The sequence below is a fragment of the Microbacterium salsuginis genome, assembly GCF_012524205.1.
GTDB lineage: Bacteria > Actinomycetota > Actinomycetes > Actinomycetales > Microbacteriaceae > Microbacterium > Microbacterium salsuginis.
In genome coordinates this window covers 545938-570635 of record NZ_JABACI010000001.1, presented here as the reverse complement: position 1 = coordinate 570635, position 24698 = coordinate 545938, and the positions used below count along the sequence as shown (strand labels likewise).

At 67.6% G+C, this 24698-nt stretch carries 28 protein-coding genes and 1 tRNA gene; 15 read left to right on the top strand and 14 right to left on the bottom strand.

Features of this window, described 5'->3' with window-relative positions:
• Window positions 1-32: 32 nt before the first annotated feature.
• Window positions 33-722, bottom strand: coding sequence for an aquaporin (locus HF576_RS02790; protein ID WP_168911244.1), 690 nt, complete (start codon window positions 720-722; stop codon window positions 33-35).
• Entirely contained in the window at window positions 719-1069 is a 351-nt protein-coding gene (locus HF576_RS02785) for an ArsR/SmtB family transcription factor (protein WP_168911243.1), read from the bottom strand. The genes HF576_RS02790 and HF576_RS02785 overlap by 4 nt, the downstream gene beginning before the upstream one ends.
• A gap of 87 nt (window positions 1070-1156) precedes the next feature.
• On the opposite strand from HF576_RS02785, the gene HF576_RS02780 reads away from it, so the two are divergent.
• From HF576_RS02780 to HF576_RS02750, 7 genes are all read left to right on the top strand, one after another.
• Window positions 1157-2473: an FAD-dependent oxidoreductase gene (locus tag HF576_RS02780; RefSeq protein ID WP_168911242.1), complete on the top strand. Its 1317-nt coding sequence runs from the start codon at window positions 1157-1159 to the stop codon at window positions 2471-2473.
• Complete coding sequence (locus HF576_RS02775) at window positions 2470-2979, top strand: GNAT family N-acetyltransferase (RefSeq protein ID WP_168911241.1); 510 nt, start codon at window positions 2470-2472, stop codon at window positions 2977-2979. The genes HF576_RS02780 and HF576_RS02775 overlap by 4 nt, the downstream gene beginning before the upstream one ends.
• 10 nt (window positions 2980-2989) lie before the next feature.
• Entirely contained in the window at window positions 2990-3898 is a 909-nt protein-coding gene (locus tag HF576_RS02770) for a metalloregulator ArsR/SmtB family transcription factor (protein ID WP_168911240.1), read from the top strand.
• A 45-nt stretch (window positions 3899-3943) separates the two neighbouring features.
• On the top strand, window positions 3944-4375 hold the full coding sequence (locus HF576_RS02765; RefSeq protein WP_168911239.1) for an arsenate reductase ArsC: 432 nt from the start codon (window positions 3944-3946) through the stop codon (window positions 4373-4375).
• Window positions 4372-5016, top strand: a complete 645-nt coding sequence (locus tag HF576_RS02760) for an arsenate reductase/protein-tyrosine-phosphatase family protein (RefSeq protein ID WP_343234151.1) — start codon at window positions 4372-4374, stop codon at window positions 5014-5016. Before HF576_RS02765 ends, HF576_RS02760 begins: the two co-directional genes overlap by 4 nt.
• Before the next feature lie 114 nt (window positions 5017-5130).
• The gene (locus HF576_RS02755; RefSeq protein ID WP_168911238.1) at window positions 5131-5463 is read left to right on the top strand and encodes an ArsR/SmtB family transcription factor; all 333 of its coding nucleotides are present in this window, start codon (window positions 5131-5133) and stop codon (window positions 5461-5463) included.
• Window positions 5460-6134, top strand: a complete 675-nt coding sequence (locus HF576_RS02750; protein WP_168911237.1) for a cation diffusion facilitator family transporter — start codon at window positions 5460-5462, stop codon at window positions 6132-6134. The genes HF576_RS02755 and HF576_RS02750 overlap by 4 nt, the downstream gene beginning before the upstream one ends.
• A gap of 59 nt (window positions 6135-6193) precedes the next feature.
• Here HF576_RS02750 and HF576_RS02745 read toward each other — a convergent pair whose 3' ends face one another.
• Both HF576_RS02745 and HF576_RS02740 read right to left on the bottom strand, forming a co-directional pair.
• Window positions 6194-6631: a nuclear transport factor 2 family protein gene (locus HF576_RS02745; RefSeq protein WP_168911236.1), complete on the bottom strand. Its 438-nt coding sequence runs from the start codon at window positions 6629-6631 to the stop codon at window positions 6194-6196.
• 64 nt (window positions 6632-6695) lie between these two features.
• Window positions 6696-6974: a hypothetical protein gene (locus tag HF576_RS02740; protein ID WP_168911235.1), complete on the bottom strand. Its 279-nt coding sequence runs from the start codon at window positions 6972-6974 to the stop codon at window positions 6696-6698.
• Window positions 6975-7319: 345 nt separating this feature from the next.
• Here HF576_RS02740 and HF576_RS20545 point away from each other — a divergent pair, with 345 nt between their 5' ends.
• Window positions 7320-7964 (top strand): GNAT family N-acetyltransferase, encoded by a 645-nt coding sequence (locus HF576_RS20545; protein ID WP_168911234.1) that lies wholly within the window; start codon window positions 7320-7322, stop codon window positions 7962-7964.
• Window positions 7965-8006: 42 nt separating this feature from the next.
• On the opposite strand, the gene HF576_RS02730 is transcribed toward HF576_RS20545, so the two are convergent.
• Window positions 8007-8873, bottom strand: coding sequence for an alpha/beta fold hydrolase (locus tag HF576_RS02730; protein ID WP_168911233.1), 867 nt, complete (start codon window positions 8871-8873; stop codon window positions 8007-8009).
• A 105-nt stretch (window positions 8874-8978) separates the two neighbouring features.
• Here HF576_RS02730 and HF576_RS02725 point away from each other — a divergent pair, with 105 nt between their 5' ends.
• Window positions 8979-9620 (top strand): nitroreductase family protein, encoded by a 642-nt coding sequence (locus tag HF576_RS02725; protein ID WP_168911232.1) that lies wholly within the window; start codon window positions 8979-8981, stop codon window positions 9618-9620.
• A 67-nt stretch (window positions 9621-9687) separates the two neighbouring features.
• Here HF576_RS02725 and HF576_RS02720 read toward each other — a convergent pair whose 3' ends face one another.
• From HF576_RS02720 to HF576_RS02710, 3 genes are all read right to left on the bottom strand, one after another.
• The gene (locus tag HF576_RS02720) at window positions 9688-9966 is read right to left on the bottom strand and encodes a hypothetical protein (RefSeq protein ID WP_168911231.1); all 279 of its coding nucleotides are present in this window, start codon (window positions 9964-9966) and stop codon (window positions 9688-9690) included.
• A 93-nt stretch (window positions 9967-10059) separates the two neighbouring features.
• The gene (locus tag HF576_RS02715) at window positions 10060-10791 is read right to left on the bottom strand and encodes an rRNA methyltransferase (RefSeq protein WP_168911230.1); all 732 of its coding nucleotides are present in this window, start codon (window positions 10789-10791) and stop codon (window positions 10060-10062) included.
• A gap of 6 nt (window positions 10792-10797) precedes the next feature.
• Window positions 10798-11622, bottom strand: a complete 825-nt coding sequence (locus tag HF576_RS02710; RefSeq protein WP_168911229.1) for an RNA methyltransferase — start codon at window positions 11620-11622, stop codon at window positions 10798-10800.
• Window positions 11623-11779: 157 nt separating this feature from the next.
• Here HF576_RS02710 and HF576_RS02705 point away from each other — a divergent pair, with 157 nt between their 5' ends.
• Entirely contained in the window at window positions 11780-12262 is a 483-nt protein-coding gene (locus tag HF576_RS02705; protein WP_168911228.1) for a GyrI-like domain-containing protein, read from the top strand.
• Window positions 12263-12433: 171 nt separating this feature from the next.
• Here HF576_RS02705 and HF576_RS02700 read toward each other — a convergent pair whose 3' ends face one another.
• Window positions 12434-14440, bottom strand: a complete 2007-nt coding sequence (locus HF576_RS02700; protein ID WP_168911227.1) for a UvrD-helicase domain-containing protein — start codon at window positions 14438-14440, stop codon at window positions 12434-12436.
• 260 nt (window positions 14441-14700) lie between these two features.
• Between HF576_RS02700 and HF576_RS02695 the strand changes: the two genes are divergently transcribed.
• The 3 genes from HF576_RS02695 to HF576_RS02685 all read left to right on the top strand — a co-directional run bounded on the left by HF576_RS02695 (window position 14701) and on the right by HF576_RS02685 (window position 15629).
• Window positions 14701-14874 (top strand): hypothetical protein, encoded by a 174-nt coding sequence (locus HF576_RS02695; protein ID WP_240948619.1) that lies wholly within the window; start codon window positions 14701-14703, stop codon window positions 14872-14874.
• A 240-nt stretch (window positions 14875-15114) separates the two neighbouring features.
• On the top strand, window positions 15115-15366 hold the full coding sequence (locus tag HF576_RS02690; RefSeq protein ID WP_343234150.1) for a type II toxin-antitoxin system Phd/YefM family antitoxin: 252 nt from the start codon (window positions 15115-15117) through the stop codon (window positions 15364-15366).
• Window positions 15363-15629, top strand: a complete 267-nt coding sequence (locus HF576_RS02685) for a Txe/YoeB family addiction module toxin (RefSeq protein WP_168911225.1) — start codon at window positions 15363-15365, stop codon at window positions 15627-15629. The genes HF576_RS02690 and HF576_RS02685 overlap by 4 nt, the downstream gene beginning before the upstream one ends.
• 65 nt (window positions 15630-15694) lie before the next feature.
• Here the strand turns inward: HF576_RS02685 and HF576_RS02680 are convergent, their stop codons facing one another.
• Window positions 15695-17149 (bottom strand): DUF2252 domain-containing protein, encoded by a 1455-nt coding sequence (locus tag HF576_RS02680; protein WP_168911224.1) that lies wholly within the window; start codon window positions 17147-17149, stop codon window positions 15695-15697.
• Between the two features lie 265 nt (window positions 17150-17414).
• Between HF576_RS02680 and HF576_RS02675 the strand changes: the two genes are divergently transcribed.
• Both HF576_RS02675 and HF576_RS20840 read left to right on the top strand, forming a co-directional pair.
• On the top strand, window positions 17415-19037 hold the full coding sequence (locus HF576_RS02675; protein WP_168911223.1) for an MFS transporter: 1623 nt from the start codon (window positions 17415-17417) through the stop codon (window positions 19035-19037).
• Between the two features lie 376 nt (window positions 19038-19413).
• A complete protein-coding gene (locus tag HF576_RS20840; RefSeq protein WP_168911222.1) occupies window positions 19414-19953 on the top strand; it encodes an integrase core domain-containing protein in 540 nt (179 codons plus the stop codon).
• On the opposite strand, the gene HF576_RS02665 is transcribed toward HF576_RS20840, so the two are convergent.
• The 4 genes from HF576_RS02665 to HF576_RS02650 form a co-directional block, all read right to left on the bottom strand.
• Window positions 19944-20028 (bottom strand) — tRNA-Ser (locus HF576_RS02665). The two genes, HF576_RS20840 and HF576_RS02665, sit on opposite strands and share 10 nt — an antisense overlap.
• 40 nt (window positions 20029-20068) lie before the next feature.
• A complete protein-coding gene (locus tag HF576_RS02660; protein ID WP_168911221.1) occupies window positions 20069-22381 on the bottom strand; it encodes a transglutaminase TgpA family protein in 2313 nt (770 codons plus the stop codon).
• A complete protein-coding gene (locus HF576_RS02655; protein ID WP_168911220.1) occupies window positions 22368-23633 on the bottom strand; it encodes a DUF58 domain-containing protein in 1266 nt (421 codons plus the stop codon). Before HF576_RS02655 ends, HF576_RS02660 begins: the two co-directional genes overlap by 14 nt.
• Window positions 23634-23640: 7 nt before the next feature.
• Entirely contained in the window at window positions 23641-24666 is a 1026-nt protein-coding gene (locus tag HF576_RS02650; protein ID WP_205834639.1) for an AAA family ATPase, read from the bottom strand.
• Window positions 24667-24698 lie beyond the last annotated feature (32 nt).

Here is a 24698-nt window from a genome sequence, read left to right as displayed (position 1 = left end):
CAGGGGGCCCGGGCGCACACGCGCCCGGGCCCTCACCCTCCGGCGACGACGGGCTCGGGCGCCGCGACCGGGAACAAGAAGCGGACCGCGGCCCAGCCCAGTGCCGCGCCCACCAGCTGGGCGGCGATGAACGGCAGGACGGATGCCGGGGCGATGCCGGCGAACGTGTCGCTGAACATGCGCCCGATCGTGATCGCCGGGTTGGCGAAGCTCGTCGACGACGTGAAGAAGTACGCGGCGCCGATATAGGCCCCGACGGCCGGCGCGGCGAGGTGTGAGCGGCCGGTGCGGACCAGGGCGAAGATGACCAGGACGAGACCCGCGGTCGCGACCACCTCCGACAGCAGCAGCGGCCACGACAAGCGATCCGTCGTGCTCCACGCCACGGCGGGCTCGGCGAACATGGCGTTCGCCAGCATCGCGCCCGCGATGCACCCGACCACCTGGACGGGCAGGTAGATCGCCGCCGTCGACCACCGGCGGCGATGCAGCGCGATGTCTGCGAGGGTCACTACGGGATTGAAATGCGCGCCCGAGACGGTGGCGAAGACCAGGATCAGGACGGCCAGACCGAGCGCCGTGGCGAAGGCGTTCTCGAACAACTGAAGTCCGGTGTCGGCAGGGGAGAGGCGCTGTGCGGCGATCCCGGAGCCGATGACGACCGCAGCAAGGCCCGCGCTGCCGACGAATTCCCCCGCCGCAGCCCGCGCGGGGCGGTTCACGAGCCGACGAAGAGCTGCGAGACCCGGTCCAGCGCACCGGGCACGAGCTTGAAGTATGCCCACGTCCCGCGCTTGCTGCGCGTGAGGAAGCCGGCGTTCATCAGGATCTTCAGGTGATGCGACACGGTCGGCTGGCTCAATCCGACGGGCTCGATCAGATCGCACACGCAGGCCTCCGCGCCCTCCGACGCCGCCACGATCGACAGCAGCCGCAAGCGCGCCGGGTCCGCGAGTGCTTTCATGGTCGTTGCGAGCTGGTCCGCCTCGGCAGCGCTCAGCGGCTCGCGAACGAGCGGTGCGCAGCAGGTGCCGGCAGAGATGTCGGTCACGTCGAGCATCGTGGTCATATATCGATGCTAATAGATATTGACAGGCATCAATAGACCGTTGCAGAATCGGGCATCGAAGTTCATCGATATCTTTCGGAGGATGCTGTGACCCTGCTCGACCTGACGCCCCGCGGCGTGACCACCGACCGTCTGTCGACGCTTCCCGTCGCGATCATCGGCGCCGGTCCGATCGGGCTGGCCGCCGCCGCGCACCTGACTGAGCGCGGCATCGACTTCGTCGTCTTCGAGGCGGGAGGCGAGGTGGCGGCGAGTGTCCGGGCGTGGGGTCACACGCGGCTGTTCTCGCCGTGGAAGCACCTCGTCGACCCGGCATCCCGTCGGCTTCTGGAACAGCATGGCTGGACGCTGCCCGAACCCGAGCGTGCACCGACGGGGGCCGAGCTCGTCGAGCAGTACGTCGCGCCTCTCGCTGACGTGGAGGAGATCGCTACGCGGGTCCGGCTCGGAGTCCAGGTCATCGGCGTGACGCGCGAGGGGATGGATCGCACGCGCACCCGGGCTCGCGCCACGACGCCGTTCGCCGTGAGGATCCGCACCGCCGCGGGCGAGGTCGAAGAGATCGCCGCGCGCGCCGTGATCGACGCCTCGGGAACGTACACCTCACCCAACTCGCTCTCTTCGAGCGGGCTGGAGCTCTTGGGAATGAGTGAGGTCGCGGATGCCGTCGCGCCCGCCCTTCCGGATGTACTCGGCCGCGACCGTGCCCGGTTCGCCGGGCGCCACACGACCGTCGTCGGTGCCGGTCACTCGGCGGCGAACACCCTGCTGGGACTCGTCGAGCTGGCCCGTCAGGAGCCCGGCACCACGGTCACGTGGCTGATCCGCAACGCCCAGGCGGTGCGCGTCTCGTCCTCCGCCGACGACGAGCTGGCCGATCGCGCCCGTCTGGGCAGCCGCGTGGACAACGCCGTGGCCGATGGTCGGATCACGGTCCTCGACGGATTCGAGATCATTCGCGGCCGCCGCGCCGCGGAAGGCGTCGAACTGATCGGTCACCGCGATGGCGACGTCGTCATGCACCGCACCGACATCGTCGTCAATGCGACGGGCTTCCGTCCTGACCTCGACATGCTGCGAGAGATCCGCCTCGAACTCGACGAGATCGTCGAAGCGCCCAAGAGGCTGGCCCCGCTCATCGACCCGAACGTGCACTCGTGCGGCACCGTCGAGCCTCATGGGTTCCGTGAGCTGCAGCATCCTGAACAGGGGTTCTTCATCGTCGGCATGAAATCGTACGGACGCGCGCCGACGTTCCTCCTCGCGACCGGCTACGAGCAGGTCCGGTCGGTCACGGCCTGGCTTGCGGGCGACGCGGCGTCGGCGTCGAACGTCGAGCTCGTCCTCCCGGCGACGGGAGTGTGCTCGACGAACATCGGCCAGGGCGGCGGCTGTTGCTCATGATCCGTCTCCGCGCCATGGCCTCGGAAGACTGGCCCTCCGTCGAGCGAATCTACGCGCAGGGCATCGAGGACGGTGAGGCGACTTTCGAGGTGGCGACGCCGTCGTGGGAGGCGTTCGACGCGGGGAGGCTGTCGGTGGGCCGAATCGTCGCCGTGGATGAATCGGATGCCGTGCGGGGCTGGGTCGCGGCATCCCCGGTGTCGTCCCGCCCTGCCTACCGGGGCGTCGTCGAGCATTCGGTGTACATCGACAGAGAAGTGCGGGGCCGAGGCGTCGGCAGGCTCCTCCTGGACGCGTTCCTCGCCGCGGCCGACTCGGAGGGCATCTGGACCATCCAGTCCAGCATCTTCCCCGAGAACGCCGCCAGCCTGCGGCTGCATGAAGCGGCCGGCTTCCGCGTCGTCGGTCGGCGCGAGCGCATTGCTCAGGCTCAGATCGGTCCTCACGCGGGCCAGTGGCGGGACACGATTCTGATCGAGCGCCGCACGCCGTCAGGGGAGGCATAGACTTTCGTCTATGGATCGGACGGCTCGTGCGCGGGATCTCACGACGCTCGCAGATCCGACGCGCGCCCGCATCCTGCGCCTGATCCGCGAGTCAGACAGTGGGCGGATGCTTGTCGGCCGACTTGCGGAGACCCTCGAGCTGCGGCAGCCGACCGTCAGCCATCACATGAAGGCGCTGCACGACGAGGGACTCGTAGTGCGTGAGCCGGATGGCCGGAAGGTCTGGTATTCGATAGCGCCGGACCACTTCGAGCGGATCGATGCGCTCTTGGGGGGAGCGCCGACCTCGGCCGCGAAGCCCGACCTGGATCGGATCACCAAGGATCTCGTCGTCCGCTTTCGAGGGACGTTCAGTCCGGAGTCGATTCGCGCCAAGGTGGTCGAGAGCTACGAACTCCTCGCGGGAGGCTCGCAGTCGCCCATGCTCGCGAGCCGGACCGCGGCGTTCGTGGCCACGCGGCTCGCCGCCATGAGCCGCGCCGCGGCACTGCCCGACGGCATCCCGACAGTGCTGTTCGTATGCGTGCAGAATGCCGGGCGATCACAACTCGCCGCGGGGATCCTGCGCCAGCTCGCCGGCGAGCGCGTCAGAGTGCTGACCGCCGGCTCGCAGCCGGCGAGCGATGTGCGCCACACGGTCACCTCAGCGCTGGATGAGATCGGGGTGCCGTTGGGTGGTGAGTTCCCGAAGCCGCTCACGGACGAAGCAGTACGGGCGGCGGATGTCGTCGTCACAATGGGCTGCGGCGACGCGTGCCCCATCTATGCAGGGCGGCGGTACCTCGACTGGGATCTCGAAGATCCCGTCGGCAAGCCGATCGAGCAGGTGCGCGCCATTCGGGACGACATCGAAGCGCGCGTCCGTCGTCTGCTGAGCGAACTCGTCACCGAGGGTTCAGCCGCCGTTCCCTCCAATTGATAGATCATGGTCTATGCTTTCTCTCAGAGAGAAAGCGAGGCCATCATGGCTGACAACCCGACTGCGGTGAAGCCCACCGTCCTGTTCGTCTGCGTGCACAACGCGGGCCGTTCGCAGATGGCCGCCGGGTATCTCCGCGCCCTCGGCGGTGACTCCGTCGAGGTTCTCTCCGCCGGGTCGGCACCGAGAGACACGATCAATCCGGTCGCGGTCGAGGCGATGGCTGAAGAGGGGATCGACATCAGCGACAACACCCCCAAGGTGCTGACCGTCGACGCGGTCCGCGAGTCGGATGTCGTCATCACGATGGGCTGCGGTGACGCGTGCCCGATCTTTCCGGGCAAGCGCTACGAGGACTGGGAGCTGGACGACCCCGCCGGTCTGGGCATCGAAGCCGTCCGCCCGATCCGCGACGAGATCCGCACGCGCATCGAGGCGCTCGTCGCCGAGCTGCTGCCCGCACGCGGTGCAGCGTGACCAGCTACACCGGGCAGGGTGCGCTGCTCTCGCCGGACTCCGTCCTGCATCGCGCCGCCGAGCGACTGGCGCATCAGTTCGCCGGCATGGTCAACGAAGAGACGGTGGAGCGGGTTGTGTTCGAGTCCTATACGGCCCTTGCGCGCACGGCGGCGGTGCAGACCCATGTCGCCAGCCTGGCCGAGAAATTCGCACGAGATCGGCTGACGGCCCTCGCTCAGTCGAGGGGCCTGATCGTGAAGCAGGTGCCCGAGGTCCTCTTCGTGTGCGTGCAGAACTCGGGCAGGTCTCAGATGGCGGCCGCACTCACACGCCAGATCGCCGGCGACCAGGTGCACGTGAGGTCGGCCGGGTCGCAGCCGGGTGAATGGATCCTCCCGGAGGTCGCCCTCGTGCTCGCCGAGATCGGTCTGGACGTCACCGACGAGTTCCCGAAGCCGCTCACCGATGACGTGGTGCGTGCCGCGGATGCCGTCGTCACGATGGGCTGCGGTGACGCCTGCCCTCTCTATCCGGGCAAGCGCTACGTGGACTGGCAGCTGGACGATCCGGCCGATCTCGACCTCGACGGAGTGCGGCGCGTGCGCGACGATATCCGCGACCGCGTCGAGCAGCTCCTCGGTGAATTGACCTCCGCCTGACCGTACGCGGCTGACACGGACTCCACGGCAAGCCTGTACCTGGGTATCGGTTGCAAGCGCGAGTCCGGCTGTTCAGGGTTCGCTTAATTCAGCATGGCATGTATTGTCGCAGTCATGACGTCGGCGACCGCAACCCACACTGGTGCACTCGCGCGGCTCGGCTACGCACTGTCGGACGCCACGCGCACCGGCGTGCTGCTCGAACTGCGCAACGGGCCCGCGTACCCCTCTGACCTTGCCGAAGCGCTCGGTGTGTCCCGCCAGGTGATGTCGAACCAGCTGGCCTGTCTGCGTGGCTGCGGGCTTGTCGAGGCCGTCCGGGAAGGCCGCCGGTCCTCCTACCGCCTCGCCGACGAGCACCTGGCGCCAGCCCTGAACGAGCTCCTTCAGGTCGTTCTGTCGGTCGATCCCGAATGCTGCACGGGCGAGAGCTGCCGTTGCACATGACCACGACACTCGCTCCGCAACGCCGGGAGATATTGCAGCGTCGGGTTCGCTGGATAGTGGCCGCCACCATCGGCTACAACCTCGTCGAAGCTATCGTCGCCATCACCGCCGGCACCATCGCTTCCTCGGGTGCGCTGGTCGCCTTCGGATTGGACTCCACGATCGAAGTCCTGTCCGCGGCCGCGGTCGCCTGGCAGTTCACGCGCCGCGACCCAGAGCGCTGGGAGAAGGGGACGCTGCGGGTCATCGCGGTCGCGTTCTTCGCCCTTGCTGTCTACGTCGTCGCCACCTCGTTGCTGACCCTCGCTGGACGCGTGGAGGCTGAGCACAGTCCCCTGGGCATCGTCATCACGGCGCTCAGCGTGATCGTGATGCCGTTCCTTTCGCTCGCCGAGCGCCGCGCCGGGCGAGAACTCGGCTCGGCCACGGCTGTCGCCGATTCCAAGCAGACACTGATCTGCACGTACCTGTCCGCGGCCGTCCTGATCGGACTGCTCCTCAACACGTGGTTCGGCTGGTGGTGGGCCGATGCGGTCGCCGGCCAGGTGATCGCAGCATTCGCGATCCGTGAAGGAATCGAAGCCTGGCGAGGCGACGCCTGCGCCACGTCCGTCGGGATGCTTCTCGACGACGAGGGCGACCATGACGAGCACCGGCACGACGCCGGCTGAGTCGCCGCGGAGTATCGCCGACAACAAGACGGTCGGGTCGTCACCCACGGTCTGCGGAGTCAGCCGCGCCGTGCATCGTCAGCCGCAGTCACATGGCTGTGGACGCATCGCCACCCCGCATCGTCGCGGACGAAGACGTCAGTCGTCCATTCGTCCGCTTCGAACACTTCGCCGTCGAAGCGTGCGGTGTTGACGACGCGCGCGAGGACCACGGCGGTCGATCCGTAGACCTGGACGTCGATCTCACCCGAGGCACGCATTTCTGAATGGGTGAGCCGCCCGCTGGCCACTACCTCGAGGAAGTCCTGCCGCGTCGTTATTCCGTCGGCGTCGACGAGGCGCCATTTCTCGGCGAGGTACGCGCCGATCCGTGCCGGATCGTTGGAGACGATCGCGTCGCTCAGGGCGACCGCGGTCGCGCGCACCTCGGCCTCGCCCCGGGGAGCATCGGGTGTTCCGGCGCGCCGGACCGCAGACTCTGCATCGATGTCCGGCATGGGGCGACGGTATCGCGCCGCGTCAGTGCGCAACAGACGTGGCCCTGCAGTGGCGGTGGCGGCGCTAGATGTACTCGAGGTCGGCGATGGTGTCGAAGGGGTTCTCGACGTCTCCGGTGTCGCGGTGATCCTCTTCGTCTGCGTCGAGAAGCTCGGAGGTGAAGATCACCGGCACGCCCGGTGAGACGAGCACCGAGACTTCCTTGTTCCCGAAAACCACCAGGTTCACCAGGTCCCCGTTCGCGCGCATCGCGGCGACGGTGGCGGCCTTCACGTCGTCGATGCTATGGCCCTGTGCGAGCACGAATCTTTCGTTGCCGATCCTGACAATGTCTTGTCGCATGCGTTCTCCACCCTGGATGCTCGAGTCCACCCGGGTGTGCCCCCAGAGCAAACCGATTCTGGAAATTTACGCCCGATCGTCACGAGATGCGAACGCCCGGCGGCTGGAAATCGGCCGTGAAACAGTAAGCGAAGATTTCGGACGCAGTTCAGATTTCGTGCGCCTAGCGCCTAGTGCCCGTCGCCGTGTCCTGTGGATGATGGAACGATGAGTTCGATGCGTGATCCGGAGGACGCTGCGACGCACTTGTGGGGTCTCGCGAGCGAACGCGAAACTCTTGCCGCTTCGATACTGGTTACGCGGGCTGCAGCCCCGGACCTCCTGCTGGCGTCGTACCTCTGCGCCGTGAGACCTGCAGATCTGGCCACGTTCGACTCCGACCTGGGTATCGCCAGGGCGCGTGGCATCCGGAGAGTCGTGTTGGAGCGAGACACTCCGAAGTGGGTGGAGGCCGAGCTACGGCTGCGGGGATGGACGGTCGAGGACGAACTGCGCCTGGAGCTTGCCGGCGACGCACAGCTCGCAGGTTCGCCGCCGCAGGTCGACGTTCGCGCGGGAAGCCAGGTAGACCCCGACTGGCGCGCCCGCGGCGAGTTGCTGCGCGCGGACCATATCGAAGAAGACACACGGCACGGGGTCCCGGCGCGTGCTCCGGCGCAGACCGCCGCGATCGTGGAGCACCGGCGCGCCCTCGAGGGATTTGCACCGTACCTGTGCGCGATGGAGGATGACGAAATCGCCGGGTTCCTGTGCACCTGGACATCACCCACCGGCGTGGGTGTGATCGAAGACGTCTACGTGCGGCCGAGCAGCCGCGGCGCCGGGATCGCGACCGCGCTCCTGCACGCCGCAGTCACCGCGCTGCGGACTGCCGGTGCCGGCCGCATCGTGATCGCGGCCGAGATCGGAGACACCCCCGCACAGCGCTACGCTCGGGTCGGATTCCGCCCCGATCACGTCGTCCGCTCCTGCGTACTCGCCGGCAGCTGAGCGGGACGACTCAGGGCGGATCGACCTGCCGAGCGACAGCGTTCAACGCTGGTTCAGCACCTCGCGGAGTTTGGCGGCGAAAGCCTCGGGCTGGCCGGCGTAGCCGAATTCGCCACCCATGAAGCCGCCGTGGTGGCTGGGGAACACGGTCGCCTGCTGGCCGAGGCGTTCGGCCAGAGCGATCGCGGTTCGACCGGTGTACACGCGCACCGACTCCTCGCCGACGGCGATCACGATCCGAGTAGGCGCCGACTTCAGAGCCTCGAGATCGGGCTCGTAGTGGGGCACCGCCCAAGAACGGTCCGACAGCAACGGGTCGCCGCGAGTACCGTCGTCGTGGGTCGGCATCCCGAATGCGGCGGGGTCGGGAGCCGGCCGGGCGAGGTATTCATCCGTGATCTCACCCTCCCACGAGGTCATCGCGATGAACGCGGCCATTCCCGCGCCCCAGCCCTTCTCCTCGTACATCTGGGTGTACGCAACCCGGGCGCGCTGGACGGCCTCCGCATCCGGCAGCACACAGTCGATCGGCGGCTCGTGTGCGACCAGGGTCGACACGTCTTCCGGATGGGACGTGACCAACGCGAGCGCGGTCACCGCGCCGCCGCTGCTGGCGAACATCTCGACTGGTCCGCTGCCGAGCGCCTGGATGATGGCGTGGACATCCTCGGCCTGAGTCTCCGGCTCGTTCGTGACGCCGCCGTCCTTGCGCTTGCTCCTGCCTAAACCGCGAGGGTCATAGGTCACGACGGTACGGTCCTGGAACAGCTTGACCTGTGCCTGAAACCCGCTCGCGTCCATCGGCTGCCCGATCATGACCAGGGGCGGTCGGCCGTCCGCGGTCGGAAGCGGCCCGTGGACGTCGTAGACCAGGTCGACGTCCGGCAGATCGAGGGTGTGTTGAGTCACTGAGGGCCTCCTGCATCGCGAACGGGCACACCGGATGCTACGACGAGCGATCTGCGGTGCGCTAGCGATCGCCGGAGGATCTTGAAGGGCCGATAGCGTCGAGCTATGAGCGACGTGCTGCCTTTGACCCCCGACGAGTTGCTGACGACAACCCGCTCCGTGCGGCGTCGGCTCGACCTCGAACGGCCGGTCCCGGTCGACGTCGTCCGCGAGGCGCTCGAGGTCGCGCTCCAGGCGCCGACGGGGAGCAATGCTCAGACGTGGCACTGGATCGTCGTCACCGATTCGGAGAAGCGTGCGGCGATCGCCGGGCTGTATGCGCGATCGTTCGCCCGGTATCGCGCCTCGGGGCGCCGGACCTACGCCGACCCGACGCGCCAGGCGGTCCAGCAGCGGGTGTCGTCTAGCGCCGACTACCTGGCCGAGCACATGGGAGAGGTTCCGGTCCTCGTGATCGGCGCGATCTTCACGGGTGCCGAGGAGTTCGAGACAGGAAGTCAGGCCGGTCTGTGGGGGTCACTTCTGCCAGCCGCATGGAGCCTGCAGCTCGCACTGCGGGCACGCGGCCTCGGCAGCGCGTGGACGACCCCGCATCTCGCGTACGAGCGTGAGATCGCCGAGCTCCTCGGCATCCCTCCCACCGTGCGCCAGGGCGTGCTGCTGCCCGTCGCGTACACGGTCGGGACGGACTTCCGCCCCGCGCATCGCGCGCCCCTCGATGAGGTCCTGCACGTCGACGGCTGGTGAGCCGCCGATCTACAATCGCGCCGAACACTCGTGGAGTGAGGTTCGCCGTCACGGTGGACCTTGTGACTTACCGCCCGATGGGGTGACGTCGGCCGAGGAGGAATCCCGCGATCACGCCCAGCCCGACAAGACCGGCGACACCGATTGCGATCCCGACCGCGGACGGTTGTGTCAACACGATGAGCGAGCCTGGGAAGAAGGCAGCGCCTGAGAGTGGCTGATATGCGAACCAGCCGAAGGACGCCGTGCTCGTTGGACTGTTTGCGATGAACAAGGCGACACCGCCGAGAACGAGCAAGCCCGAAACGATCGAGGCGATGACAAGGCCGACCGGCTTCGGACGCATGACACCACGATATAGACGGAAGCGGATCGACTATTGGTCCACGCGAACAGGCTCGCCGGCCGGATGGTGCTTCGGCGCGGTCATGGCCTCAGGTCATCGGACGGGGCGCAACAGCGTGACAGCTCGAGTGCCGACTTTGAAGCTCGCGAGTCGTGGTATCCGTTCATCCAGCAGCACCTTGCGGCCGCGGGTCGCGATTGCGATCACCACGTCGTCGTCCAGCACCGATGAGATGGAACGAAGCATGCCGGTCAGCCCCTGATCTGCCCTTGGGCCTGCCCACGTCGTCTGTTCGCCGTAGGGAACGTCGGTGATCACCATCTTGGGTCGCTGGCCGTCGAGTGCCCTTCTGAGCTGCTGAGGGTCGAACGCGTCTGCTCTGGCGAACGAATAGGGCAATGGTCCACCTCGTGCGGTCAGCTGGTGGGCGAGTCGTTGAGCCGCCTCGGCAGCCCGGGTATAGGAGGGTTTGTCGAACTCCGCCGCCCGTTCGCGAAGCTCTGCTGACCTCTGCATCAATCCGCTTTCGCTCAGAAGATCCAGATTCTGCTTTGCCAGGTCCAATGCTGCATCGTCCACGTCCGAGCCGATGATCCCGGCGATCTCGTCTCGGTGCAAGAGCGAGAGGACAGTCAACAGGTAGCCGCTGCCGCAACAGGGATCCCACACGATCAGGGGGCCATCCGATACCGCGGTCATCGCACGGCGAAAAGTCTCGCTGGCCAATCGCACGGGAAATGCAGGGAATCCCGGTGCGGAGAACAGCACCCGGCCGGCTGACAGGTCCTCGTGATTTTCACGGCTGAGCGCGAAGCGGTAGCCCACGGAAGCTCACCGGGCGCCGCCGCGCTGGCGTGCGGCCTCATAGAGAGTGACAGTCGCCGCACTGGCAGCGTTCAGCGAACTGGCCGCACCGCCCATCGGGATGCGCGCGATCAGGTCGCATCCCGCTCTCCACCCCGAACTCAAGCCGGACGTCTCATTGCCGACGACGAGGAGCGTCGGGCCGGTCAGATCGAGATCCGAAAGATCGACGGCGCCGTTTTCGTCGGTACCGATGATGGTGAGGTCAAGCCCCGCCGATCGATTCGATTGCACCCATGCCAAGACATCCTGATGTGAGCGCACTCGGACCGTCGGCACGGCGAACAGCGACCCAGTGGATGCGCGCACGGCCTTGGGATCGTACGGGTCTGCGGCATGTCCGGTGATGATCAGCCCCGCGCCGCCGAACGCATCCACCGACCGCACGATCGAGCCGATGTTCCCAGGCACAGCGGGGCGGTCGAAAACCACCCCCAGGAATCCCGGCGCGACCGCTATGCGCGACAGGTCGTCTGCCGGAAGGGCGACGACTGCAACGAGCTCTGGCGCGTCATCTTCTTTCTCGCCCAGCTCGCGGACCAGATCCGTTGCCATCGCGACGCGCTCGCCCCCGGCGTGGCTCAGCATCCGCGCGGCCCAAGGTGAGAGTGATCGCTCGGCGTCGAAGATCAGGGCGTTTATCCGCCAGCCATGCTCGATCGCGAGGCTGATGGGGCGGACGCCCTGAACCAGAAACTCTCCCGCTCTCTGGCGCTTGTTCCGATTGCGTAGCAGCGCCTCCCACTGCTGGAATCGCGCGTTACGGCGTGAGATGCGCGTGTCAGTACTCAATCGCAGCCTCCTCTCTTCCGAAGCAAGCGGGTTCAGGCTCTCACTGTGCGGCGCAGGCCTTCCCGATCAGATCGGACGGAAATTGTCGGGTGAGCGTGAGGATCGATCCGCGACAGTGGGCGCTCCGACTTCGCATCCTGACCGGAAGGACGACGCAATGGACATCCGCATCGCAGACCGCCCGGCTTTTCGATTGATCGGCTACTCGACCCGCGTGACTGTGGTCTCTGGACTCCTCAATCCGGGCGTGCAGGCGCATATCGAGTCGGTGCCTCGGACCAAGTACATGGAGTTGCTCAGGCTGGGTGGAAGCGAGCCGGCGGGCGTGCTCAATGTGAGCTCCGGCGTCGACGCCGACTATGCCGTGGGCACCGAATTCGAGTTCATGTGCGGTGTCGCGGCAAGCGCTCGGACACGGGCTCCCGACGGCCTCGGACTGCTGGATGTTCCCAGGGGCGACTGGGTGATCGTCCGTGAGACGCCGCCTCACCCCGTCGGCGCCATCCCTGAGTGGATGGCCGCGGTGTGGTTCCCCTCACATCCCTGGCGGCTGCGACCGGGCCCCTCCATCGTGGCAAGCCGCGCCGAAGGCCGCGGTCCCGCGATGCACGATCTATGGCTCCCTGTCGAGCCCGCTTAGTCATCCTGGCGGGCGGTTGCGTTCATCGATGCGTCGTGGCCGGCGCCCCGCCGCATTCCGCTCGGAGACGACCGAGCGAATCGCGAGGTATTGCCGGACGCGCTGAGAGTCTGCGGATCGTCGTCGCCTCGTGCTAGTTCGCACACCTTCGTCGGGGCCGTCTGATGCAGATCAGGCGAAGAGCTCGTCGAACGCGTCCGTGCGCACCCGCGGCGCCGTGGCGGCACGTTTGATCGCGGGCTCGGGGTTGACGGCGGCGGTGTGGACCGGCTCCATGAGAGCGCGGGCCGGCTCGGTCAGGAACCTGCTGGGCTTGGCGGCGACGTGCCTTGCCAGGAACGCGGTGGGGTGCGTGGGCAGTTGCGAGGGCACGTATACGTCGAGGGTGTCGCGTGCGCGGGTGAGCGCAACGTAGAAGAGGCGCTCCTCCTCAGCCAGCCCGGCGCGAGAAGCGAGTGCCATGTCTGAGGGCATTGCGCCGTCGTTCACGCGCAGGAGGTGCACGATGTCCCATTCCAGGCCCTTCGCGGAATGGATCGTGGACAGGGTGAGCCAGTCCTCGTCCAGATGTGGTTGCTTGGCCCAGTCGCTGGTGACGTTCACCGGGTCGATGGCCTGCTCGCTCACGAACGTGCGGAGGTCGCTGTGCCCAGCGGCGGCCTGCGCGATGGAGTCCACGTCCGTCACCCGCCGCTGCCAATCCGGGTAGTGCGCGCGCAGCAGCGGATCCACCGCGCCTCGGCATGCCTCGACCAGCTCCGGTACCGCGGTCGTGGAGTCCACGGCGCCGAGCAGCGACAGGGTGTTGGCAAGCCCGGTGCGCGCCTTTGCCGGTGCCGCCGCCACCGCGTCGGCCGCGCGATCGACGCCTCCGCCCGCGAGGATCCTGGCCAGTACGCGCGCGCTCGCTTTGCCGATCGCGCGATGCCGGGTGAGCAGGCGGTACCAGGACACCTCGTCTGTCGGGTTGAGCACCACTCGGAAGCCTGCCAGCAGGTCGCGCACATGCGACGTCTCCAGGTAGCCGATCCCGCCGAACTTGTGGAACGGGATCGCCCGCACCTTGAGCTCCACCTCCAGCTGCGCGCTGTGGGATCCGGTGCGCATCAGCACCGCCTGCGAACGCAATGGCGTGCCATCGATGTGCGCGGCGAGGATGCGGTCCGCGATCGTGCGGGCCTCGTCGTCGGCGTTGCGGCAGCTGACCAGGGTCGGCCGGGCGCCCGGCTGCGAGCGGTCGGCGACGAGCCGTAGCCTCAGTTCGCCGGGGCGCACCTGGTTCGCAACATCCAGAATCTGCTGCGTCGATCGGAAGTTGCGTTCCAGGCGCACCAGCGTCGCGTCGGGGTACGCCTCGACGAGCTCGAGCAGGTGCCCGGCGCTCGCCCCCCGGAACGCGTAGATCGCCTGTGCGTCATCGCCGACGACGGTCAGCCCGCGGCCGTCGGGACTGAGCCCGCGCACGATGTCGACCTGGAGCTGGTTGACGTCTTGATACTCATCCACCAGCACCCAGTCCCAGCGCGCCCGCAACCGTGCGCCGACATCGGGATCGGTGACCAGCGCCCGCCAGGCGATGAGCAGATCATCCAGGTCGAGCAGGCCGCGCTCGCGCTTGCGGTCGCGGTAGTGACGCAAGAGACCGGCGACCTGGTCGGCGTGCTCAAGCGCCCACGGAAACTGCTCTTCGATGACGATGCGGGCCGGGGTCGCGGTGTTCATCGCGCGGGAGGCGATGTCCGCGATGGTGCGTGTCGTGGGCAGCCGCACCTCCGTGCCGTCCAGGCCGTGCTCGGCGCGCAGCAGGTCGATCAGGTCGATGACGTCGTCGGGATCGATGACAGTCACGTCCTGCAATCCCAGGTGCTGTGCGTACTCGGCGACGATGCGGTGCGCGACGGCATGGAACGTGCCCCCGGCGATGCGCTGCGCAGCCTGCGCGTCGCCGCACATCACCGCAGCGCGGGAGAGCATCGCGGATGCCGCGCGCCGCGTGAACGTCAGCAACAGGATCCGTTCCGGTGCGACCCCCGCCTCCAGCAGCCGCGCAACACGTGCCGTGAGTACACGCGTCTTCCCTGTGCCGGCCCCCGCCGCGACAACCAGCGGCCCGTCGCCATGCTCGACGGCCTTGAGCTGCGCCGGATCCAGCCCGGCGAGCGCATCAGAAGTTGCCACAGAGGGGACGGTAACCAGACCCCCCGACATCCAGCCGCCATCGCGAGCGTGCGGACATGCCAAAGAGGTCCGCGGGATCACCCTCGAGCGGTACGCGAACTGCGCCCACGCTGAGACGGCTCACTCCGAGGGGTGGGCGTGCCAGCGGCGGCTCGGCCTCGGTTTCGCTCAGTCGACGAGCGCGGCTCGCGCACAGCACGCGCCAGTGGGGCATGCTCAAAGCTATGGCGGGTGCTCCGAGTGGATTCGAGTTCACGGTGATGGGCGACCGTATCGAGATACGCCACCACGGTCGCCTGGCGGCGACGCTTCGCAAGTCAGCGGCGGTCAAGTTCCTCGCCGATGTGGACCGCGGCGATCCTCAGCAGTTGATGGCGCGAGTCACCGGCAACTACAGGCGCGGCAACGAACGATCAGGCATTCACCGGCCGTAACTCCGGCGACGCGATGACCTTGCCTGAGCGGCAGGATGTCGCTCTTCGCGGCATCGGCGGACCGACGCCGGCACACGAAGGTCCTGGGCCGCGACACGGTCGCGGATGATGTCGCGACTGAGGACAGTGGCGGAGGATAAGGGGGTTTCGAATCGTACTCGGATGCGAGTGCGTCTCGCTTGGCGCTCGAGGTGCTTTGTCTCGGTCGAGTGGTACCATATCTTGTACAACTCTGGAGGCATGATGGCAATCACCACGAGCGAGGCCCGTCGCGACCTGTTCGGTCTCATTGAGCGCGTCAACCTTGATCACACCGAGGTGGAGATCACGTCGAGACGGGGCTCGGCTGTACTCATGTCGAAGGACGAGTACGACTCCCTGGTGGAGACCAGCTACCTGCTGCGCTCGCCCGAGAACGCCCGCCGGTTGCTGAGCGCGATGGAGAGCGCGCGAGCGGGTGCGGTCACGGAGCGCGAACTGCTGGAGCCGTGACGGACCGAAAGCTTGCGTGGACCGCTGAAGCCTGGGAGGACTACGTCTACTGGCAGACGCAGGATCGCAAGACGCTCAAGCGCATCAACGCACTCATCGAAGACATTCTCCGAGGCGATCCTTTCGAGGGGATCGGCAAGCCTGAACCCCTCAAGCACGCCCTGGCCGGAGCGTGGTCGCGACGAATCGATGAGAGCAACCGCCTCGTCTATGTCGCTGACGTTCAACACGTGACGATCGTGCAAGCTCGATATCACTATTAACCACACTGTGAGCTATCTCATTGCGCCGGTAGACCGCCGGACGACGGCACGAGGCTGAGTGCGCGTCAGATAGACCGAGCGGTGAGGCGGCCGGAGGCGATGGCCGCGACGAAAGCTGCGTGGTCCTTCTCGTTCTGATCGGCGTATGCCTCGGCGAAGGCAACGATCGCGTTGTCGAATGCCTGAGAACGACCGAGATAGGCCGCGATCTGTACTCTGTCTCCGGTGCGTGCGTGACCACGCGCCAACGTCTCGCCGCAGAGCCGGGCGTAGAGCATGGCACCTCGCGGGACCATGACCTCTGGGTCGACGGAACCCTTCCAATCGTGCAGTTGGCGCAGATAGAAGTCGCGCTCACCGCCGCCTACCTCAGTTGTTCGATGCCATCCGAGAAAGATGTCGCTGGCGGCCTGGAGGAGACGCTGCCCGCGCACTACCCGTTCACCATGATGGGAGTGCTTGCTCGGGGGCAGAAACCTCTCAAGCACGGATGCCTGCGCTTCCTTCGCCTGCAGGATCAGCGGGTCGGTGTCGTCCTTACCTGTGAGGAGGAGTATCCAGCAGCGGGTTCCGACACTCCCGATCCCACCGACGCTGCGCGCCATGTGTACGTATCGGTACTCCGCGAGCGGGTGGCGCTCGGCGGGAAGCGTCTGCCTGTAACCCTCAAGGAAGTCACGCATCCATACCTCCGTGGCGTGAATTCGCTCGTCATCAGGGAAGAGTTCTTCGACCGGCACGACCAGGGGAGGGTCGGACATAATCCGCAGCCGCCCGCCCTCCGTCACGACAAGCCTCGAGAAGGCCCGATTCCGGTCCTTCGTCTGCGCCTTGGCAACGATCGAGTCCCAACCCTTGATCTGGCTCTTTCCGGCGCGCTCGGCCTTGCGTTCATCTCGCAACCAGGAGGCGATCTTGCCGGCATCAAGCCGGTCGTACCAGGCATCCAGTACCGATGATTTCGCCAGATCGATCATCCGCTCGCGGTACGCGAGAGCCGCCGCACGGAGGATCGGCCTCCTCTCGTTCTCGGAGAATCCGCGGTGGCGCCCGGCGATCTCGAAGCTGGTGACAAGGCGTTTGAGGTCCCATTCGAACGGCCCGGGGAGAGTCTCGTCGAAGTCGTTGATATCGAAGACGAGTTGCCGCTCAGGTGAGGCGAACAGCCCGAAATTCGACAGGTGCGCGTCGCCGCACAGCTGGGCGTTCAACCCGCTGCTCGGCGCCGTGGCCAGGTCCGCCGCCATCAGCAACGCTGCGCCGCGGAAGAACGCGAAGGGCGATGCCGTCATTCGGTCGTAGCGGAGGGGGACGAGCTCACGCACCCGCGACGCGGATTGCTGTTCGAGCAACGAAACCGGATCGAAGCGGTCTGCCATGACTGCCCCGGCGCCGTGGCCAGATCGGGGGCTTCGGCTTCTAGCCGCCCGGCCGGCTCTGCGCCGCTCCTCGAAGGCGCCGGCCCCAGGCGTCGATGAAAGGCTGGCATCGTCTACGGTGGCGCTCATCTGTTTGGTCATGACACGTCCTCAACGGTCGCCACTGCTCGACGATCATCGAGGCGAGCGTCACGAATCGGGATCGACTGTCTCGAGCCGAGTACGCGGGCGAGTAATCACGAACGGTACGCCGGTGCAGACTCATCCGACAAGAGATCGGGACCGCCGGGCCGGCATCCGGCGCACTCGGCATCGACGCCGCGACCGTGCGCGATTGCTCGTGGAGCATCCGAGGTATTGAATGTGAGCAGTCAGGTCCACGCCTCCCTCATCGAGAGCCGGTTCAATGAAGAAGTGGTCCGTCCTCGTAATCCTGGGATGCGCGCAGTTCGTCATGGTGCTCGATGGCACGGTGATGAACGTCTCCATCTCTGCCGTGGTCGAAGATCTTGACAGCACGGTTGCTGCGATGCAGACCGCCATAACGTTCTACACCCTCACAATGGCCTCGCTCATGCTGCTGGGCGCCAAACTGGGCGACGTGTGGGGCCGCCGCCGGGCGCTGGTCATCGGATCGATCGTCTACGCCCTCGGGTCGCTACTGACGGCGATAGCCCCGAACATGCCGGTGCTCTTCCTCGGCTGGTCCGTCATCGAGGGCCTTGGCGCGGTTCTTGTGATCCCGGCCATCGCGGCGCTCATCGCCGACAACTACCAAGGCAAGGACCGCATCACGGCCTTCGCGATGATCGGGGCTCTTTCGGGCGCGGCGGTCGCCGCCGGCCCGCTCATCGGTGGATTCGTGACGACCTACTTCAGTTGGCGTTACGTCTTCGTCGCCGAAGTCGTCATCATGGCCGGCGTTGTCCTCTTCGCCCGGGGAATCGCTGACCGCGCAGATCGCCGGCCCATCCGCATCGATGTGCTGAGCGTCCTGTTGTCGGCTGCTGGGCTGCTTCTCGTCGTCTATGGGATGCTGCAGAGTAAGGTCTGGGGTTGGATCCGGCCGCTCAACTTTCCTGAGATCAACGGGGTACCTATTGCGCCGTTGGGCATCTCCTTGACGGCGTGGTTCATGGTCATCGGCATCGCCTTGCTGGCCCTGTTCTTCTCCCGGCAGCGCCGCCTGCTCGGGCAGGGCAAGGAGCCCCTGGTGCACGTGTCTATGCTCGCGATCCGGCAACTGCGGAGCGGTCTCACCGTGCTGGGCGCGCAGTACGCGATGACCGCCGGCCTCTTCTTCATGGTGCCGGTCTACCTGCAGATGACGCTCGGGCTCGACGCCCTCGAGACCGGCATCCGGATCTTTCCGCTTTCCGTCTCGCTCATCGTCTTCTCCATCGCGGGCACCCGGCTGACGAGGGTGTGGTCGCCGCGACGTATCGTGCGCGTCGGCCAGTGGATCCTCGTGGTCAGTGCGGTGGTGCTCCTCTCGGCGATCGACCCCGAACTCTCTGGCTGGGTCTTCGGGATCGGGATGTTCTGCGCCGGCGCTGCTCTGGGACTGCTCGCTTCGCAATTGGGGAACGTCAACATGTCGGCGGTGACCGAGAAGGACACCAGCGAGGTGGGCGGACTGCAGGGAGTGTTCCAGAACCTGGGGTCATCGTTGGGCACGGCGCTGATCGGCTCGATCATGATCGGGGCCCTCGCAACATCCTTCTCTGCCGGTGTCTCGAGCAGTACGTTGCCCGCCGAAGTGCAGCAGATCATCGCCGAGCGTACAGCGGGCGGCGTCGAAACGGTCCCGGCTTCGACGGTCGAGCAGATCGGGATCGACGCCGGACTCGAAGCCGCCGAGGCCGAGACGTTGGCAAGGCTCTATGTCGAGTCGCAACTGTCATCGCTGCGCGTTGCGTTCTTCGCGCTCGTCGTCATCGCGCTGTTCTCCCTCTTCTTCTCGCGAGGGATCCCGAACGAGGTCGTGGGAGGACGCGCCACACTAGCCGCGACCAGAAGACCCCAATGACCATCAGAGGGTCCAGCACCTCTACAGGCACCGAGTGCGAGTAGGCGCCCAACCGGGCGCCGAGCGATTAGTCCGTCTGGACTGCCGGAGTGCCTGTCCAGGCTTCCTATGGGGGAGTCAGAGGCGTCCCCGCGGCAGCCCGGAACGATTGCAGCATGTATCGCCCAGCTTCTTCCACGCGACTTTCGACGGACGAGAAGCGCCGATAGATCGTGTCGACGCCGATGCCCGCGACCTCAGTGATGTGTTCAAGAGCGACGCCGGTCCTCTCCCGGCGAAGACGTCGACGTAGGAAAATCCCTTGAAAACACTGGGATCTGACTGGCGGAGGGTAGGGTGTCTGGTTTCAGGACATCGTTGACAGTTGATCCCGCTGATGACCCTGAAACGCTTCCTCGCCGCCCGCCCCCACCCGGACACCATCGACGACCTCCAGGCCCTGCTGACCCAGTTCCAGACCTGGTACAACACCCAACGCCCGCACCGTTCCACCGGCCGCAGAACACCACTCCAGGCCTACACCGCGCTCCCGAAAGCGACCCCGACCGGCGCGCACCGCTCAGAGTGGCGCTCCCGCACCGACAGAGTCGACAAGCACGGGAAAGTCACCCTCCGCTACGCCGGACAACTCCGCCACCTCGGCATCGGCAAAGCCCACGCCGGCACCCCCCGTGCTCCTACTCATCCACGACCGCCACGTCGTCCACCAGCAACGCGAACACCGGCGAGATCATCGCCGCGAGCACACCATCGACCCCACCCGGAACTACCAACCCCAGAAGCGATGATCCGGGTGTCAACGATGACGCGACTCACCGCCACGGCGTCACCGTCAACCCACCGAACCCACAAAAAAGTCCTGAGCCGCGACACGCTCGTAAGCGATGTCGCGACTCAGGACGGCGGCGGAGGATAGGGGATTCGAACCCCTGAGGGCTTGCACCCAACACGCTTTCCAAGCGTGCGCCATAGGCCACTAGGCGAATCCTCCAGCAGCCCCGGAGGGCCAGCGACCATCCTACCCGACGCGACTACTGCGCCTTCACGGGCGCATTGCCCGCGTACACGCTGCCCGGCCGGATCACGAGCGAGCGCGGCGCGAGCAGCGCGAGCACCCGGCGTGCGGGCGGGACCGACGCGAGCAGGGCGACCCGGACGGATGCCGCGGCCTCGGCCGCGGTATCCCCGATCCAATACGACCGAGTGCCCGCACGCGAATAGCTGACGCGCTCGATGGCGATGAGCACCACGTTCATGTCGGACGCGGGCACGCCGTGCTCGGTGATCAAACGCTGGGCGAACGCGCGCGGCGACTCGCTCGACGGGACCGGGATGCCCACGTCGATCGCGGCATCCTGAACCGACTGCCAAGCCGCTGCGGCATCGCCGCGCCGCGCGGCCGTGTCGAGCTGGCGGCGGCGCAACTCGCGGAACAGCAGCGGGAGCGACAGCACGAGGAGGACCAGCAGGGCCACGCCGGCCAGCGGCAGGGCGTCGGCCGGGGAGCCGTTCTGCCCGCTCGCCGTGCCGCCGCGCTGTGCCTCGGGGCTCTCTTCCTCGAGTCCGGCGGGCGTCGACGGCGTGGGCGTGGACTGCGGCGACGTGGCACCCGGGTTGTCGGCCTGACCGGGAACCGAGGCGGCGGGGGAGAAGGATGTCGGAACGCCGAGCCCCGACGTCGGCTCGAACGCGACCCACCCGATGCCGTTGAAGTGCACCTCCGGCCACGCGTGCAGCTGCGAACTGCCGACCGAGTAGACCGGCTGCGAGTCGACCGCGTCGGTCGTCGGCTCGCCCGGGAGATAGCCGACGACGATCCGCGACGGCATGTTCAGCGTCCGCGCCATGAGGGCGAACGCGGAGGCGAAGTGGACGCAGTATCCCTCCCGCTGCTCGAGGAACCGGGCGACCGCCTCGGCGCCGCTGCCGTCGAACCCGTCCTCGACCGGCGCCTCGAGCGAGTACGCGAAGTCGCTGCCACGGAACCACCGCTGCAGCGCGGTGAGACGGTCGTAGTCGTTCGTCGCCCCTGCGGTCACCTGTGCGGCGAGCTCGGCGATGATCGGGGGTGTGTCGGGGGGCAGCTCGGTGGTCTCGTCCCGCACCTGGTCGCCGCCGCCGGCGGAGCGCGACCGGATCTGCTCGAGCGTGGGTCGCGGAAGGGTCGAGACCACGTCGTACGACTGGCCTTGCGTCGAGCTCGCCCGTGCGACGACGGTGCGGTTGTAGGGCACAGCGCTCCACGCGCCGTCGAGGCCCGAGATGGTCACCGCGGGGAACGGAACCGGCGCCCACGGCGACTCGAGGTTCACGACGTCGACCGAGGTGGTGTACTCCGCGATGCGGATGTCGGGGTCGGCGGCGACATCGCCCAGAGCACGGTCGCTGTCGAGGGCGACGGTCTGACCGCCGTCGGGCTCCCACGTGCCGCCGTCGAACCGCGACAGGGTCGTCGCCCGCAGGTAGGGCACCGTGGGCGAGTCGGTGCGCAGCCTCAGCACCTCGACCTCTTGCGGGCGGCGCAGGTCGTCGCCGAGCTGGAGCGTCGCATCGATGCCCGGGCCCGGGCCCACACCCGAGCCCGCCCGGGCGACGGGCTGCGGCAGCAGGGGAGTCGCCACGACGGCCACGACGATCGCGATCGCGGCGATGCCGAGAGCGGTCGCCGGCACGCCGGCACTGCGCTCCGCCTCCTGTTCGATGGGCTTCTCGCGCGAGCGGGTCTCGGCGCGGATGAGGAAGAGGATCGTGATGGCCAGGAACACGAATCCCATGAGGTCCACTTCGCTGGGCACCGCGATCGCCGGGATGAGTGACACGGCGACGATGCCGACCGACGCGAGCAACGGCATCCGCGCGGTCACGACCACGTGGTCGATGACGATCGTGAGGAGGCCCATCGCCCCCACCACGACGAACGCGAGAGACGTCGACGGCTCGAGCGGGGCGGCTCCGAGTGTGATCTCCTGCATCGCGCCTTCGACCAGCAGCGGGACGGTGCGGAAGGTGTCAAGGCTCGGGATGATCCACAGCAGCGCGGTGTCACGCAGGAACACCACCGTCATGAACACGACCCAGATGGCCGCCTCGATGAGGGTGACGGCGACCGCGGGCAGACGGAACCGGCGTGCGTTGTACCCGGCCACGAGCACGAGCACCGAGAGGATGAGGGCACCGACGAGCCACGCGCCGGACTCCACGACGCGAGCGACCGGGAGCAGTGCGGCCAGGAGCGCCGCGAGCACCGCCGACGCGAGCAGGCGCTCGCCGCCGCGTCGCGGCGCGGCAGGTCCACGTCGACCGAAACGGTCGGCGCGGACGGCTGCGGCGCTAGGCGAGGACATGACGCGTTCCTCGTCCGACGGCGTTCGCCCACGCGACGCCGAGGTCGGCGTCCGCGTCGATCGCAGCGATGTTCCAGCCGTGGTCCGCCGCTCGATCCAGCGCGTCGCCGACCGGCGCCGCGGCGAGCACCAGCGGGAGCGTGCTGTGGTGGGCGACGGGGCCGATGGCGTCGGCGTCGGCCGGGTCGAGTCGCCCGACCACGAGCACGACCGGGCCCGTGGACACCCCCGCGAACAGGCGTGACAGGCGCGGCAGGCTGTCGTCGCGCCGCGCCGTCACGGTCGCGAACTGCACCAGCATCGCCTCGACCTCGGTCATGTCGCCGCCGTCGATGCGCTCGGCGATCCCGGGCGCGCCGTACAGGTGGGTTCCGTCACTGTCGATCACCTCGACGGCGTACCCGTCCCGCACCAGCCGCGAGACGGCCGACACGCACGCCGAGACACCCGCCTCGAACCCAGGGTCGGCCCCGGGGGTCTGCAGAGCGTCGATCGACCACCGCAGCGCCGCCCGGTCGAGGATCACCGTCGCCTCAGGTGTGGACTCCTGCTCCTCCTGACGCACCATGAGCGCGTCGCGGTGCGCCGTCGCCCGCCAATGGATGCGTCGCATCGAGTCGCCCGGGGCGTAGGGCCGGGCCACGAGATTGTCGGCGCCCTGTCCGAGATGATTCGTGGTGGCGTGCAGCGTGCCGCCCGTCGCGCCGGCGTAGTCGATCAGCGGCGACAGCTCGGCGACGGCCGGCGCCACCGTCACCGGAGTCCGCCGCCCGAACACCATCGTGCGCCGTGCGAGGCCGAACGGGTCGGTGGAGCGCACCGTCAACGGGCCGAGCGGGTGCACCCCGCGTCGTGCTCCCGTGACCGAGTACGTGAGATCGACCACGCGTTCCCCGCCACGAAGCCCCGAGCCCAGCGCCGGGAACGCGCCCTCGGCCTTTCCTCGGAGGCCCGCCGGAAGCGTGTCCTGCCACAGGCCGGGCGGGGTGGGAACCGCCGTGCGCACGCCGACGCGCACCGACACGGTCGTCTCGCGACCCACGGCCACGACGTCGGGCACAAGCGAGCGGGTCACCACGTCGGAGCGGCGTCCGACATACAGTGAGCAGACACTCGCGGCCACGACGGCGAGCAGCAGGATGCCGAAGTACATCAGCTCGCCGATTCCCACCTCGTTCGCCACGATGAAGCAGAGCACCGCGAGCACGACCGCGCCCGTTCCCCGGACGGTCAGCGGCCACAGTCGTCTCATCGCAGTCTCACTGACGGGCGGCGATGGGCACGCGGACGCTCGCCGCGATGCGTTCAAGGATCGTCGTGATGGCGTCGGCCGCGGTGCGGGCCCTGGCGCCTCCTGCTGATCGTGTCGGGATGAGCCGATGGGCGAAGACCGGCACGAGCAACGCGGTCACGTCGTCGGGGATGACGAACGCGCGGCCGTCGAGCGCGGCCCAGACTTTGGCTGCCCGCACCAGCTGGAGCGTCGCCCGGGGGCTCGCCCCGAGCCGCAGGTCGGTGTGCACGCGGGTGGCCTGTGACAGTGCCACGGCGTAGTCCTCGATGGCCGGGGCGACGTGCACGGCACGTGCCCACGCGATGAGTCCGGAGACCTGTTCGGCCGAGACCACGGCAGCGAGCTGATCGAGCGGGTTCACCGTGTCGCGCTGGCGCAGCATGAGCGCTTCGGAACGGGCATCCGGATAGCCCATCGAGATGCGCATCATGAACCGGTCGCGCTGGGCCTCGGGCAGCGCGTACGTGCCCTCCATCTCGAGCGGGTTCTGCGTCGCGACCACGAGGAACGGCTCCGGCACGAAGTGGGTGCGCCCGTCGACGGTGACCTGGCGCTCCTCCATGGCCTCCAGCAGCGCCGACTGCGTCTTGGGGGAGGACCGGTTGATCTCGTCGGCGATGACGATGTTCGCGAAGATCGCGCCCGGCTTGAACTCGAATTCCCGCTCGACAGGGTTGAACACACTCACGCCGGTGACATCGCCCGGCAGCAGGTCGGGGGTGAACTGGATGCGACGCACCGTCGCGTCGACGGAGGTGGCCAGCGCCCGCGCGAGCATCGTCTTGCCCACGCCCGGAACGTCCTCGATCAGCAGATGCCCCTCTGCCAGCAGGCACACCAGGGCGCTGCGTACTGCTTCGGGCTTGCCGTCGATGACCTTGCCGACCGAGTCGAGGATCGCATCGGTGACGCGGGCGAAGCTCTCGGCTGTGAGCGCCCTGGACGTCTCGGGAACGCCGGGCTCGGCATCCGTCATCGCTGTATCGACCATCGAGGCCTCCTGTTCCGCCCGCTCGCGCGGAT